The following is a 14,336-nucleotide window of genomic DNA, read 5'->3' as shown; positions in this document are numbered from 1 at the left end:
AGTCCGCATGTACTACTTTTGTGCAATTCATCCGCCGACACCGCCAGCCGCCGCCGACCGAGCTACAAGGCGGCCGCGGCGGACTGGCAGGGGTGGTGATCGACCCGAAACACCTTCCCCGGCTTTGCCGCCGCCCCGCCCGCCAACGCCTGACCCGGACATCCGCCGACGGCTGGAAGCCCTAGGCCGGACGTAAGGCGCTGGCGGCCCGCATTCGGCGTATGATCCTTCGCTGGGGCGGCCCTGGCGGACACGCTAAGGCCATAGCATCAGTGCTCACATTGCGGAGTCGTGGGGATGCCAGACATCATTGATTTTCTCGAGCGCATCGGGTGCGAAACCGGCCTGCGCGATCAGGGCGACTTTCTTGCGCAAGCGCTCGAAGACGCCGGTATTGAACCTGCGCAACGCGAGGCCGTGCTTGCCGGCGATGCCGAGATGCTGCGTTCGCAGCTAGGCGGCGGCGCCATGTTCGAGCTGCAGATGCCGGCTGAAGAGCAGCCCGACGACGAGCACGAGCCGGGCGAGGAAGACGAGGAAGACGATCGCCCCGGTGACGACGGCCGCACGCAATTGCGTGGGCGGGATGTCCCGATGGCCTGCCTGCCTTAAAACCATGAGCGCGGTACGCCTCAGGCGCCGCGCCTTCTGGTGCCCAGCGTTGCTGCTGGCGTGCCTGCTGTTCGCCGCCTGCGCCCTGGGCAAGGCCGCTGAGCCGGTGGATCCCGGCCAGCTGCTCGCCCACGCGGACAAAATCAAGACGATCGACCATCCGCGCTTCGTGCAGATCATCAACGATCTGGGGGCCAAGCCCAACAGCCTGCAACCGGCGCAACTGGGTTACCTCCGGTTCCTCGAAGCTTGGCAGGTGGCCTATTCGGGGGACTACGACCTCGGCGGACGTCTGCTCACCCAGGTGATCGACAAGTCGGACGATCCCGTACTTCGCTTCCGCGCCACGGCCACCCTGATCAACATCCTGGGCATCGGCCACCGCTACGACGATGCCTTCGCGCGCCTGGCGCAGCTCTTGGACCAACTGCCTACCGTCAACGACGCCACCGCCCGCTTCCAGGGACTTGGCGAAGCGGCCCAAGTGCTGATCGCCGCGGGCCAGTACGACCAGGCCGCCAGCTACGCCGAGCAGATGATCGCCGACTACCCGAAGGGCGAGACCACCTGCAAGGGCATGTTCTTCAAACTCCATGCGCTGTTCAAGAGCGGCCGGTTGCAGTCGCTCAGCCCCGACTTCGCCGAAGGCGTCAACACCTGCGTGGGTGCCGGCGAAGTACTGGTGGCCAATACGCTGCGCGCGGATATCGCCGCCTTCGACATCCAGCAGGGTGCCAGCCGCGAGGCTATCGCCTTGCTGCAAACCAACTATGCGGACGTGCGCCGCGACCAGTACCCCAGCCTGATGTCTCAGTTCGATGCCTTGATGGCGCAGGCCTATTGGGAAACCGGTGATTCCGACCACGCCCGCAAGTCCGCCATTTCGGCGATCAACATGTCGATCAAGAGCGAGTACACCGAGCCCTTGAGCATTGCCTACGACGTGCTGTACCGGATCGCCAAGGAAGAGGGCAACACGCGCGCGGCGCTGGACTACCACGAGCAGTTCATGGCCGCCGACAAGGGCCACCTCAACGACATCACGGCACGCACCCTGGCCTACCAGATGGTGCGCCAGCAGGTGGAAGACAAGAAAATCCAGCTGTTTGACTTGAGCCGCCGGAACCAGATCCTGCAACTGCAACAGGAACTGGACCGCGAGGCGGTGAAGACCAGCCGTACGTACATCGTGGCGCTATTGCTCCTGCTGGCATCGATTGGTTTCCTGCTCTACCGCCTGCGCCGCTCGCAGTTGCGCTTCATGCACCTGGCGCGGCGCGACGGCCTTACCGGCATCTGCAACCGCCAACACTTCGTCGAAGAAGCCACCCACGCCCTGCGCTACTCGGCGAAGTCCTCGCGCAGCGCGTGCCTGATCCTGATCGACCTGGACCACTTCAAGACGGTCAACGATACCCATGGCCACGCGGTGGGCGACCACGTATTGAAGCGCACGGTGGCCGTGTGCCAGCGCTACCTGCGCTCGCGCGACGTCTTCGGCCGGCTGGGTGGCGAAGAATTCGGCATCCTGTTCCCCGAGTGCGGCGCCGAGCAGGCCCTGGCCCGGGCCGAGGAGATCCGCCAGGCCATCGCCGAAGTGCCGCTGGACCGCGATGCCGGCCATGTGATGGTGACGGCGAGCCTGGGCGTGGCCTCGGCCGAACGCAGCGGCTACAACCTGCACCGGCTGATGGTGGACGCCGACGATGCGCTCTACCGGGCCAAGCGCGAGGGTCGCAACCGGGTGGCCACGGCCTCCTCGGCAGCTTCCGGACGGGCCCCCGGTGACCTTGAGATTTCCTACGCGGGTGAATTGGGCTAGCCTGCGTACTGGTTTTCCCCTCCCCAGGAATCAAACCATGTCTCGTCGGTTGCTTACCTGCCTTGCCCTCGGCTTGGGGCTTGCGCTCGCCGTTCCCGTTGCCCTTGCCGCCCAACCCGAACCGAACACGCTATCCGACCAGGAAAAGGCCGACGGCTTCCAACTGTTGTTCGACGGCAAATCGCTCAAGGGCTGGCATTCGTACCTGCAGAAGGGCACCGGCAAGGACTGGAAGGTCTCCGACGGCGCCATCGTGCTGGAGAAGCGCATCAAGGACGATTCGGCCGACTTCGCCGACCTCGTCACCGACGCCGAATATGACAACTTCCACCTGAAGTTCGAATGGCAGATGACACCCTGCGCCGACTCAGGCGTGATGTTCTACGTGCATGAATCACCCGAATACCACTACACCTGGGCCACCGGCCCGGAGATGCAGATCGCCGACCTGGCCTGCACCCGCCCGGACAGCATCACCCTGTACGAGCGCTCGGGCGATCTCTTCGACCTGATCTCTTCCAACGTGGAATGGGTGCATGAATCGCCCCAGTGGAACCAGTTCGAGATCATCGCCAAGGATGGTCACGTGCAGTTCTTCCAGAACGGGCACAAGGTCGTGGAAACCCAGCTGTGGGACGAGAAGTGGAAGGCGCTGGTGGCCGGGACGAAGTTCGCCAAGATGCCGGGCTACGCCAAGTACAAGAAGGGCCATATTTCCCTGCAGGGAGATGAGGACAAGGGCGCCGAGCCCATCCGCATCGCCTTCCGCAGCATCCGCATCAAGCCGCTATAGGCGGCTAGACGTCTTTAGGGCAGGCGGTCGAGCGCCTTGTGGATGCTCTGCGACACCTTGGCCGAGATCGGCACCACGTTACTGCCATCGACCAGGTCGATGTCCTTGACCTGGATGTAGGCGCGGCGGCCGCTGCGGCTATGCACGGTTTCGAGCTCCCACACCTGGGCCACGCTACCGGTCATCTTGATCTGGGCTTGATAGGCGTAGACCTCGCCGTTGGCGGCGCGATGCTGGCCCTGGATGTACTGGTCCACCGAAAGCTCCCCTGTTCTTGCTGTCGCAAAACACTTTCTGGTGCAACTTCTTGCCCCGCACGCCCATAGGTGTTGCCGGGGGCGAGGGCCGGTGAGTCTGCCCGTTGTCGTTATTCAAAGTCAACGGACGGGTATTGATTGCACCACGCGCCGGTGTCCGTCGTATGTCAGGCCATCGACCGGATCGAGACGAAATCATCCATGCCCCAAGTCGTTGATCGAGAATCATTCTCGATCCCAAAGATATCTGTAATCCACTGTCCAGGCAAAGAATTTCGCTCCGCCACAGACGGCTCCCCTACAACACATGGCCGATCAGTGCCGGCAATGCCTAGGCCACATGCGCAACTTGTGCGCTTGCGGGCACGGCTTTAAAAGATAGGGACCAGGGGAGAAAACACCTTCATCGAACGCGCTTTGGCGCGTGGCGAAGCGTGTTTCGTGCAGGGAAACAAGCATGACCGACCCGAACCCCGCCGCTGCTGAAGCGCCTTCGAAACCCGCGCCGATTGACGAAGATGTCGTGATCAAGGCCAGGCGCACACGTGCGAATGTGCCGCAAGATGCGCCCCGAATCGGCCTTGCGCTTTCCGGCGGTGGTATCCGCAGTGCCACTTTCTGCCTGGGCCTCATCAGGGCGCTGGCCAGGAATGGCGTGCTGCATCGCTTCGATTACCTTTCCACCGTTTCCGGCGGCGGCTATATCGGCTCGATGCTGGGCCGGCTTTTTCACAAGGATGTAAAGCCTGAAGCCGTTGAAGAAGGCTTGGCTCGGGATGGGTCGCTCGTGCTGTGGTGGCTTCGCAACAATGGTCGGTTCCTCGCGCCGGCCGGGGCCGCGGACTTGTTGCAGGCACTGGCAGGCCAACTGCGGGGCTTCCTGGCCACCCAGGTGGAAGTGATGGTGCTGATGGTGCTGTTCGCCAGCGTGATCACGCTTCCCCATCTTGGCTGGTCGCTGTTCGCAGCGTTCTGCACGCTGCCGTTGCACGTAAGCATTTGGTGGTACCTGCTTCCCATCCCCGCAGCCTGCGGGATCACCATGTGTTACGCCTATTGGTTCCTGGGCAAGGAAAGCGGTGTGGGGGCGGCCACTGCCATCCTCGCCACGGCGGTCGGCATCTACCTTGCGATCCACGCCTGCAACAGCAAGGGAACGTTCGATGCGGTATTGCTGGGCGTGGGTGCACTTGCCCTCCTGCCCTCGCCGATCGCCTGGTTGGCCGCGCGTATCAGTGGCGCCAGGGGATTCCCCGAAGACAGCAACCGCGTTCGCTACACCACGGGGCTGAGCAACAGTCTCCGGCTGGTCGCCTTGACCTTCGCCTTCGGCGCCCTGGACATGGTGAGCTGGTACATGCGTTCGCTGCTTGAGCCTGGCCATTCGCAGGCCAATGGCCGCGTTGCCTTCGGCGTGGGCGCCGCCACCATCGTGTTGGTCCTGGCACGCATGATCATGCCCATGCTCAAGACCAAGGAAGGCGGCAAGATCTCCAACCTGCCCTGGGCCATGATCGCCAACATCACCGGGCTCGTGCTTGTGGTCGGGGTTGCCATTTTCTGGTTGACGATATTCCAGGCCATCATCTTCCCCGAGCAGGACAACGGTTTTGCCGCGCTATTGCACGATGCCTGGTTGCGCTGGCTTGCCGTGGCAGTGGCAAGCGCCGCTTACATCGTGCTCAATGGACGGCTACTGCAGCAGTTGAATCGGTCGTCACTGCACTTCTTCTATCGTTCGCGGCTGGCGCGCGCCTATGTTTCGGTGGGCAATTGCCCGGAAGGGGATTCGGACCTCGAGTTAGATCGCGCAGCCACCGACGAACCGGCGCGGTTCAAGGTTTCCCCGCTAAAGGAAAACACCAGGCAGGACACGCAGGACACGACTGGCGTCACCCGCCTGGTCAAAGGCGACGACATCTGCATGTCCGCCTACCACCCGCATCAATACGGCGGCCCGGTGCACCTGGTGAACTGCTGCATCAACCAGACCGTGGACGACCGCACCGGCAACTTCAATGCCGATCGCAACGGCATTTACCTGACGGTGAGTTCGCTGGGCGTGGAAACCGGCACGCACGGACCGGTGCCCGGATCCGGCGGATGGCTTTCGCGCACCACGCTCGCCGAATGGGTGGCCGTGTCTGGCGCGGCGATCGGTTCGGGCATGGGTTCGATGACGCGGCCTGGCGTGGCCGCGCTAAGTTTCCTTACGGGCCTGCGGCTTGGCTACTGGCAGGGAAACCTTCTCAACGGTGCACCGAAGGGCCCGACGTTCCTGTCCAAGTACCGGGCGTTGCTGCAAGAGATGTTCGCCCGCTTTCCAGGCCTGCGGAATAACGATTGGTACCTTTCCGACGGCGGCCACTTCGACAATACCGGCGTCTATGCCTTGCTGAAGCGGAAGCTGCGGCTAATCGTGCTGGCCGATTGCGGTGCGGACCCGGGGTACCTTTTCGCCGATGTCGAAAACCTGGTGCGCAAGGCACGCATCGACTACGACGCGACCATCGAGTTCATTGACCCGGCAAGCCTGGTTACCCTTGCCGGTGCGCAGGCGGGTTGGTTCGGCACGCCTGACACCATCGTTCCCGAAGATGGTCCGCAGCATTTCCTTCTCGCCCGCATCAGCTACGACAAAGGGCCGTCCGGCGCGCTGTTGATCGTTAAACCCCGCAGGAGCCCGGACATGCCGCTGGACGTTGCCGGCTACGCGGGGCGCGAAGTCGATTTCCCGCAACAAAGCACCAGCAACCAATTTTTTAGCGAGTCCGAATGGGAGAGCTACTGCGCCCTGGGCACCATCCTTGGCGCGCCCATCACCGAGGCTTTCCTCGACCAGCTTCCATCGTGGGCCGACAAGGGAACCGTGATGGGCACCGACATGGCCAGTATGACGGCTCCCGTAGCCGACCGGCCCCGCAGCAAGCGCATCGCCACCACGGTGGGTGCGTCACTGGGCATCGGCGCCATCGCCACCGGCGCTATCGCCGGATGGCAGGCATGGGGCGACCACAGGGATCAGCAGGTCCAGTGGCAATCGAACTTCAACAGCGAGTCCCGACTGTTACGCGAATACTTGTACGAGGCCGCACAGAAGAAGGCACCCTTCAACGAAGATGCCGACGCCAGCCTCAGCATGTTCGCCTCGTCGATCGACGGATTGACATTGAGCGATAAACAGACCCAGGTCATGCAGGATCTCTCGCAACTGTTGGAGCCTCTATGTGGCGCCACGACCGACGGTGCAGCACACGAGACATGCGAAGGCAACATGTTCTTCCTTGCCAGCGGAGGTCGTGAGTCCACGCCATGGGACCGTTACATGGTTGGGTATGTGGCGTGGCACGAACGCACGCCAGGGACATGGGAACGAGCGCTGGTGGAGTATGTGACGCGGCGCTACCGCAGCAAGGTCGTCAGCGGAACGGCGGCTGTGAATCCGACGCCGTCTGCCTCCGTATCGCCACCGCCACCGGTCACCGCGACAACGTCGCCGCCTGGCGTGGTGCCAGGGTCTGCCTCCTCGACCGCGGTTGTGACGGCACAGGCAGTGAAGCCGCCGATCGTTTTCGCCACAAAGGCAAAGGCCCCGGCGCAGGTCGACCCGACTACGCAAGCCGTGCTGGCCGCCTGCCGCCCTGCCGGCCAACCTGCATTCGTGATGTACACGCAGATCTATGACGAGTCGCAGCGCGACCCCGTCAACCAGCTGCTGGGCCTTGCCAGGACCAACGGCATCTCTGCTACCGACATCGAGAACGTCACGGCAACGGCTGCACAGAAGAATCGCCGCGCGCCCTATCGCTGGCGCTCGCCCACCATCCTGTATGGACCGGAGGGCAAGGACTGCGCGCAGAAATTGGCGGCCTGGATCACCACGCATCCCATCCCGGCATCGCCGGGCGCTGCACAGGCGGTGCCTTTACCCTCATGGGCGGAAAGCGCGCCCAACACGCTGGAGTTGTGGCTGCCGCCGCCTCGCTCTTAGTCTTGTGGACTGGTGCAGGCGGCGTAACGGTCACCCTCCACCTGGGTAATCTCGCCTCGGCCTTCGACCGTGACGCTGCCGGTGTAGTGCTTGGCGCTGTCGAAATCCACATGCGCGGTGGCTGCAGGAGCCGCCTTGCAGCTGAGCTTCCATGCCAGCGACGTGCTGCGGCGATGCTGGTCGGTGGCCGTGCATTCGCCCTCCGCCGGCGTCCACGCAGCGAACGTGGTCCACGGATCGGCGCCTTCATCCACGCAATGCCATTGCACTTGTGGTGCACCCACCTTGCCGTTGGCCACGTGCCGCACCTGGATCTTCCATAGCCCTGGCATGGCGCCGAAGTCACCGGGATCCGCGTGGACAGGCATGGCCGCGGCCATGGTGAGCACGCATGCGGCGGGGAGGAACAGCTTCATCATCATTGGACTCCTTGCAAACACGAAAACCCTGCCCGCTTGCGCGGGCAGGGTCGGTATCGAGCGAACCCTAAGCGATCAGTCGACGATCGCGGTGGTGTCGCTGACATCCTTCTTGGTGAAGTTGAACATGTCCATGAGGTTGCCGATGGCCGGTGCGTTCACCGGTACATACGGGTTCTTCTTGAACGCCACCGGGTTAGGCAGGTTGTCGCGGCTGCGGCCGGAGATCTGGTCCTTCAGGTTCCAGTTGGCCTCGACGAATTTGTCGAACGAGACATGGTCGTAGTACGTGTGCACGACCTTGCCGCCGAGGGAGTACTTCGACACCACCAGCAGCGGGATGCGCGTGCCGTCGCCGAAGAAGTCGATCGGCTGGATGTAGCCCGAATCGTAGTAGCCGCCACCTTCATCGAAGGTCACCATGATCACGGTGTCGTCCCACACCTTCGGGTTGGCTTCGGCCATTTCCACGATCTTGCGCACGTAGCCTTCGAACAGGTCCAGCTTCGACGAAGCCGGGTGGCCATCGAGGATGGCGTCCGGCTTGGCGATGGATACCGCCGGCAGCGTGTTGTTCTGGATGTCGTTGTACAGGTCGTTGATGTCCTGGTTCTTGGCCCGCAGTTCCGGGTTGGTCATGACCTGGGTGGAGTACAGGAACGGATCGCAGATGTTGCAGAAGGTACCGGCCTCGCCGTCTTCCTTGCCGGTATCGAAGCCTTCACCGTAGTACTTCCAGGAAACGTGGTGCTTCTCCAGAAGCAGCGCCAGGTTTTCCTGCGTGGTCGGCGGGATGGTGAATTGGTCGGCGCCCAGCGGGGCCGGCGTGCCGTCACCCAGGTAACCCGGGTTGTAGTTGTTCACCAGATAGTAGGCCTTGGCCTTGCAGTCGGCACCCTTGAACGTCAGGTACGGCAGTGAGCGCAGGTAGTTCTTGATCTGCTTCACGCCCGGCTGGCTTTCGTCAGCGCAATTGACGTACGAACCACCACCGTAGCCGTCCTGCACCCACCAGTTGTTGGTGCCGAACTGTGAGTCAGGATTCTCGATCTGGTTTTCCGGCGGCGTGGCGGGATTGCCGTTGGCGTCGGCGTAGTAGATCAGGTTACCGAAGCCCAGCATGATGTGGTTGGCACCGGTGCCGCCCATCACCGACTGGTGGAAGTTGTCGCTCAACGCATACTTCTGGGCCAGCTTCTTGAAGTAAGGTGCATCGCCCTGGGCCATGTTCAGGAACTGCATGGCGGTGGAGCCTTCACCGGTGCTTTCGTCGGTGAAGTTCGCCGGCAGCGGAGCGCCGTTGTTACCCGCGCCCATGGTGGTTTCAACCCACGGGAACAGATCGTTGCGACAGCCGCTGGGGTTGGCGGCGGTGGCGACCTTGGTGTCGCAATCGAGCTGCTGCCACATCTGGAAGAAGCGATGCACGGGGCTGTTGGCGTAGGCGTCGTAGCTGATCGATGCATGCATGTCGACCGGCGCGTTGGGAAGCTTGGCCGGGAAACGGGTATCGACCACGCCGTTCGGGAGGCCAGTGCCGCCGGCAGCGAGCATGTCGTAGGTGCCCGTAGGCAGTGCGGGCTCGATGGCCTCCGCCTGCGCCGCTGAAGCGAACGGTGCCGCGGTGGGTGCGCCACCGGTGTTCATCTGCGGAAGCGTCTTGTACTTGCCGGCCTTCTTCGGCGACATGTCGAACTTGCCGGTGCTCGAGGCCATGAACTGCGTGGCGAGGTCCACGTTCGGGCCCGGTGTACCGTCGGCATTGACGATGCCCTTGGACAACAGGTTGTCCACCGACTGCCCCTTCGGCGGGGTGTACGTGCCATAGACGTGGTCGAACGTGCGGTTTTCACCGATCAGCAGGATCACGTGCTTGATCGGGGTAGCGGTGTTACCGCTGTTGTCCTGGCCCTGGCCCGGCTTGTGCAATACGACGACGCCGCCGGGAAGGCCAACGTGGTTCTTGAAGGGAGCCACGGGCACATTCTGGCGGAACTGTGCGTCGTGGTCGGGCGTGGTGTCTTGGGCGCTGACGACGCCGGCGAGGCCGACGGAAAGCGCACCGATCAACAGCGGCAAAAGCCGCGTGCGGCGCAACGATGTAACCATTGTGAATCTCTCCCTACTGGAAGTCTTCCCCCTGATTCTTGTCGACAAAGGTTGTGGGTGCCCTGTCGACCGCCGTGAGCTTCTACCTCGCACATGACGAATCGTTGGCACTCACGCGACAATGCGTGAGGACGTGATGACGTTCACGTGTCAACGCAAGAAATTGCGAACAATCGTTACCACCGCAACAAAAAACCCACTAGGGGTCAGAGTCATAGCGCACACCGCGCGCGCACTATGACTCTGACCCCTAGTGGGGTTCGGAAGGCTCAGACGAGTTCGTAGGGGCGCATCATTTCGTTGTCTTCGTGCTCGAGGTAGTGGCAGTGCCAGACGTATTTGCCTGGCTCGCCGTCGAAGCGCGTGATGATGCGGGTGACCATGCCGGGGTCGCAGCGCACGGTATCTTTCCAGCCGGCTTCGTGCGCGGCCGGTGGTATTGAAGGTCCGGTGAACTTCAATTCCTTGCGGGCGTTCCATGCGTAGAGATCGAACGGGCGACGCTCGACGACCTGGAAACGCACAAGGTGCAGGTGGATGGGGTGCGCGTCGCCCGTCACGTTGACGAACGTCCAGGTTTCAACCGTGCCCTTCTTCGGTTTTTCGCTGATGGGATCGCTCCACATCTTGCCATCGAGCAACATCGTCATCGGATTGCCGCCCGAATCGTCCTGTTCGCCCAGGGCAAGCACGCGATCCTGCACAGCCGTGGATGGATCGATGCGCTGGACGGGGCGCAACGCGGCCGGCACCACCGAGGTATCGCGGCGACCCTTGGCACGAACGCGGAACTCCACGATGCCATCGGCCTGCTGGCGTAGCTGCACCGACTGGCCTGCGTAAGCGCTGAAGTCGACGATCACCTCGGCGCGTTCGGCTGGGTAAAGTTCGATACTCAGACGATCGGTCGGGGCGGACAAGAGCCCCTGGTCGCTGCCGACCTGCTGGAACGGCTTGCCGTGTGACAGCGACAGATTGAAGAAGCTGGTATTGGCAGCATTGATCAGCCGCAAGCGATAGCGGCGCGGCTCCACTTCAAGATAGGGATATAGCTTGCCGTTGCACAACACCGCGTCGCCGCGGCATTCGGACACCCAGGGCGCCTCGGGATCTTCCGATACCGGGTAATAAAGCTTGCCGCTCTTGGCGAGCAGGCGGTCGTAGAGCATCAGCGGAATGTCGAACTCGCCCGAGGGCAGCCCTAAGGCTTCCTCGTCGTCGTCGTGCACATGAAAGCTGCCGAAGAGGCCCGCGTAGATGTTCAGCCGCGTGATGCCCATGGCGTGATCGTGATACCACAAAGTGGTGGCGTCCTGATCGCCCGGGTAGAGGGCGGTCAATGACTTGCCCGGCACGTACCAGTCTTCAGGCCAGCCGTCGTTCGGCGCGGAAACACGCGCGCCGTGCACGTGGGTGATGGTGCGGACGTCGGGTTTTGATTTCTCTGCACCATGAATACCGTGGTCGATGGGCAGGAAATGCCGGGTGGGAAGCTCGTTGGCCCATTCCACCAGTACCGGCTCGCCGCGGCGGGTGACGATGGTGGGCCCGGGTGTGGACCCTGCGTAACCCCACTGTGGTGTCGGCGGCAGGTCCCGGTGCACCTTGGCACTGAATGCCCGCATCGGCATGCGGTAGAACGGCAACTGCCGGCCTCCGAACGCGGGGTGGGTGTGCTTGCCCGTGGGCACGGCGATGGGCGGCACCGGCAAGGCATCGACGAACCTGGCCATGGTCACCGGGTTCACCAGCGGCACGTTCGGCGCGGCCAGGGCCGGCATGGCCATCCGTTGCTTCATCGGCATGGCCATCGGCATATCCATCGCCTGGGCCATGCGGAATGCATCGACGAAAACGCATGCACCGGCGAGTCCGCCGGCGACGCCCAGGAAACGGCGTCGGGAATTATCCATGGGGAATATCGTTCATTGCCTGTCGAGCAGACCACCGTAGGTCGCCCAAATGACAAGGACATTGCAATCTAGGTCATCAGTCATGCGTAACCTTTTACGCGCGGCGCTCATCCTATGGCAGGAGTTTTCCCCATGGATGCCGCATGTTCTTCCGCCTTTTCGTTCTCATCGTGCTGCTTCTGGCGGTCGGAACCGCCGCCGCCACGGATATCCAGATCGATGGCCACATCGATCCCGCCGAATGGGCCGGTGCCCGCCACATCACCGACTTTCGCGATACGCAGCCACTGACCCGAAACCCCGGCAGCCTGCCCACCGAAGCCTGGATCATGTCCACGCCCAAGGGCCTGGCGATCGCCATCCGCGCCACCCAGCCGGCCGGCGTGCCGCGCACCACGCAGCACACACGCAGGGACGAGGAAGCCCTGGTCGATCGCATCAACGTGATGATCGATTTCAACGGCGATGGCCGCACCGGCTATGACTTCGAGGTGACATCGACCGGCGGTGTCGCCGATGAAATCATCACCGGCGAGAATACCTTCAGCTACGACTGGGACGGCCGCTGGGACAGTGCCACCACGCAGGACGCCGACGGCTGGTCGGTGGAGGTGCTCATTCCCTGGTACATCGCGCCGATGCGCTCGGTATCCACCGGCACCCGCACGATCGGCCTGTACCTGGACCGCGTGGTCGCCTATAGCGGCGAGCGCATGGCGTGGCCCACCGCAAGCGTGGACCGGCCCAGGTTCCTGTCGGACTTCGCCAAGGTCGAATTGCCGGCCTATTCGCAGTCGTTGTTCGCGGTAACGCCCTATCTGGTGGCCACCAACGACCGCGTCCACGGCGGCACCTCGTTCCAGCAGAGCGCGGACGTGGTTTGGAAGCCCAATGGCCAAACCCAGCTCACCGCCACCATCAACCCAGACTTCGGCCAGGTGGAGAGCGACGACCTGGTGGTGAATTTCACCCCCGAAGAGACCTTCTTCACCGATAAGCGGCCGTTCTTCACCGAGAACCAGGGCATCTTCGACTTCAGCATGCTCGAGGACTACACCCAGCTGGTGTACACGCGCCGCGTGGGTGGCCTGAAGCCCGACGGCACCGGACCTGCGGACATCGCCGGCGCCGTGAAGCTCAATGGCAGCCTGGGCAGCACCAGCTACGGTGTGTTCGCCGCGCAGGAGAAGGGCGACGAAGGGCGTACCTTCGGTGCGTTGCGCCTGCTGCAGGACTACGGCGACCAGAGCCTTGGCATGCTGGCAACCCACGTGAGCGACCCATACGATGACCGCGAGGCCAACGTGCTGGGCATCGACCATCGCTGGAAGCCCACCGATCATTTCTCGATCACCAGCAATATCGTGGGCAGCAAGATCGACGAGCCGGGGAAGGGATCCTCGGGGCTGGGCGCCACCACCGTGGCCGACTACGAGATGACCCCGGTATGGAGCCAGCAATGGCTGGGCATGTACTTCGGCAACCACCTTGAGCTCAACGACCTCGGTTACCTGCCGCGCAACGCGTTCGGCTACCTGCACTATGAAGTGAGGCAGCGGATCACCGGCCTGCCCGCCGATTCGGCGTACTCCTCGCACACCTGGCACTACCGCATCATCGCCTCGGACAACACCCAGGGGCTGAACATCGAACGCCAGCTGCGCATCATCCGCGACAGCCTCCGCCGCGATGGCGGCGAGGAGATCTGGCAGTTGAACATCGACGCCGCGGCCTATGACGACATCCTCACCCGCGGTGGCAACCCGATGCGGCTTCCGCCCAACGTCACGTTGATGTACCAGCGGACCCGCCCGCGCGTGGGTAACTGGAGCTTCGAATCGAAGGGCGAAATTACCGGCAACCCGATTACCGGCGCGCACCGGCTGGGCTACATGTTCAAGTTCACCCCCACGTTCTATGTGAACGACGCACTGAGCTTCTTTACCGGCGCCAGCTATGAGTCGGACCCGTACTGGACGATCTGGCAGGGCAAGGACAAGGGAGATGGCAACCTGGTGGGCGCCTTCGACGGCCGCACCATCGGCCTGGACTCGGGCATCAATCTGAACTTCGGCGGCAACCAGGAACTGCGCATGAGATTGCAGGCGCTGGGCGTGGGCGCGCACCTTCGCCAGGCCTATGAAGTGACGCCCGACGGCGGCAGGATTCCCTCCGATGAGCCGGTATCCGACTTCGGCGTGCGTAACCTGGGCTTCCAGATTCGCTACCGCTACGAGTTCGCACCGCTGTCGGACCTCTACATCGTCTACAACCGCGGCGGCTATGACGATGATCCGGCCACTACCGACGCCAGCGGGAATTTCCGCCACAGCTTCGACCTGCGCCAGGTTGAACAGGCGCTGGTGAAGGTGACCTACCGGCTGGAATTCTGACCAATTGGAGGATCCTAAGGCTCCGCG

The 14,336-nt window shown here is 63.0% G+C and carries 9 protein-coding genes; 5 read left to right on the top strand and 4 right to left on the bottom strand.

What is annotated here, in order from left to right; translation table 11 throughout:
- Positions 1-297: 297 nt before the first annotated feature.
- The 3 genes from NDK18_RS15625 to NDK18_RS15615 are packed head-to-tail and all read left to right on the top strand — an operon-like array spanning position 298 to position 3,227.
- Positions 298-612: a hypothetical protein gene (locus NDK18_RS15625; protein ID WP_250628296.1), complete on the top strand. Its 315-nt coding sequence runs from the start codon at positions 298-300 to the stop codon at positions 610-612.
- 4 nt (positions 613-616) lie between these two features.
- Positions 617-2,434 (top strand): GGDEF domain-containing protein, encoded by a 1,818-nt coding sequence (locus NDK18_RS15620; RefSeq protein ID WP_250626342.1) that lies wholly within the window; start codon positions 617-619, stop codon positions 2,432-2,434.
- Positions 2,435-2,471: 37 nt separating this feature from the next.
- Positions 2,472-3,227, top strand: a complete 756-nt coding sequence (locus NDK18_RS15615) for a 3-keto-disaccharide hydrolase (protein ID WP_250628295.1) — start codon at positions 2,472-2,474, stop codon at positions 3,225-3,227.
- A 14-nt stretch (positions 3,228-3,241) separates the two neighbouring features.
- Here the strand turns inward: NDK18_RS15615 and NDK18_RS15610 are convergent, their stop codons facing one another.
- Complete coding sequence (locus tag NDK18_RS15610; protein ID WP_250626340.1) at positions 3,242-3,484, bottom strand: hypothetical protein; 243 nt, start codon at positions 3,482-3,484, stop codon at positions 3,242-3,244.
- A gap of 457 nt (positions 3,485-3,941) precedes the next feature.
- Here NDK18_RS15610 and NDK18_RS15605 point away from each other — a divergent pair, with 457 nt between their 5' ends.
- The gene (locus tag NDK18_RS15605) at positions 3,942-7,475 is read left to right on the top strand and encodes a patatin-like phospholipase family protein (protein ID WP_250628294.1); all 3,534 of its coding nucleotides are present in this window, start codon (positions 3,942-3,944) and stop codon (positions 7,473-7,475) included.
- Here NDK18_RS15605 and NDK18_RS15600 read toward each other — a convergent pair.
- The 3 genes from NDK18_RS15600 to NDK18_RS15590 all read right to left on the bottom strand — a co-directional run bounded on the left by NDK18_RS15600 (position 7,472) and on the right by NDK18_RS15590 (position 11,916).
- Positions 7,472-7,894: a DUF3617 domain-containing protein gene (locus NDK18_RS15600; RefSeq protein WP_250628293.1), complete on the bottom strand. Its 423-nt coding sequence runs from the start codon at positions 7,892-7,894 to the stop codon at positions 7,472-7,474. The genes NDK18_RS15605 and NDK18_RS15600 overlap by 4 nt on opposite strands.
- 75 nt (positions 7,895-7,969) lie before the next feature.
- Entirely contained in the window at positions 7,970-10,003 is a 2,034-nt protein-coding gene (locus NDK18_RS15595; RefSeq protein ID WP_250626337.1) for an alkaline phosphatase family protein, read from the bottom strand.
- Positions 10,004-10,272: 269 nt separating this feature from the next.
- A complete protein-coding gene (locus tag NDK18_RS15590) occupies positions 10,273-11,916 on the bottom strand; it encodes a multicopper oxidase family protein (protein ID WP_250628292.1) in 1,644 nt (547 codons plus the stop codon).
- A 143-nt stretch (positions 11,917-12,059) separates the two neighbouring features.
- Here NDK18_RS15590 and NDK18_RS15585 point away from each other — a divergent pair, with 143 nt between their 5' ends.
- The gene (locus NDK18_RS15585; RefSeq protein WP_250628291.1) at positions 12,060-14,309 is read left to right on the top strand and encodes a DUF5916 domain-containing protein; all 2,250 of its coding nucleotides are present in this window, start codon (positions 12,060-12,062) and stop codon (positions 14,307-14,309) included.
- The last annotated feature ends 27 nt before the right edge of the window (positions 14,310-14,336 follow it).

Source organism: Pinirhizobacter soli (genome assembly GCF_015905305.1).
Lineage (GTDB): Bacteria > Pseudomonadota > Gammaproteobacteria > Xanthomonadales > Rhodanobacteraceae > Pinirhizobacter > Pinirhizobacter soli.
Note: the sequence above shows the minus strand (reverse complement) of the source record. Positions and strands in the feature narration are given on the sequence as shown.

Bases quoted from the DNA above. Each gene is read 5' to 3' on its own strand.
- NDK18_RS15585 (WP_250628291.1), top strand. From the start codon at position 12,060: ATGTTCTTCCGCCTTTTCGTTCTCATCGTGCTGCTTCTGGCGGTCGGA.
- NDK18_RS15605 (WP_250628294.1), top strand. From the start codon at position 3,942: ATGACCGACCCGAACCCCGCCGCTGCTGAAGCGCCTTCGAAACCCGCG.
- NDK18_RS15590 (WP_250628292.1), bottom strand. From the start codon at position 11,916: ATGGATAATTCCCGACGCCGTTTCCTGGGCGTCGCCGGCGGACTCGCC.
- NDK18_RS15625 (WP_250628296.1), top strand. From the start codon at position 298: ATGCCAGACATCATTGATTTTCTCGAGCGCATCGGGTGCGAAACCGGC.
- NDK18_RS15615 (WP_250628295.1), top strand. From the start codon at position 2,472: ATGTCTCGTCGGTTGCTTACCTGCCTTGCCCTCGGCTTGGGGCTTGCG.
- NDK18_RS15595 (WP_250626337.1), bottom strand. From the start codon at position 10,003: ATGGTTACATCGTTGCGCCGCACGCGGCTTTTGCCGCTGTTGATCGGT.
- NDK18_RS15600 (WP_250628293.1), bottom strand. From the start codon at position 7,894: ATGATGAAGCTGTTCCTCCCCGCCGCATGCGTGCTCACCATGGCCGCG.
- NDK18_RS15620 (WP_250626342.1), top strand. From the start codon at position 617: ATGAGCGCGGTACGCCTCAGGCGCCGCGCCTTCTGGTGCCCAGCGTTG.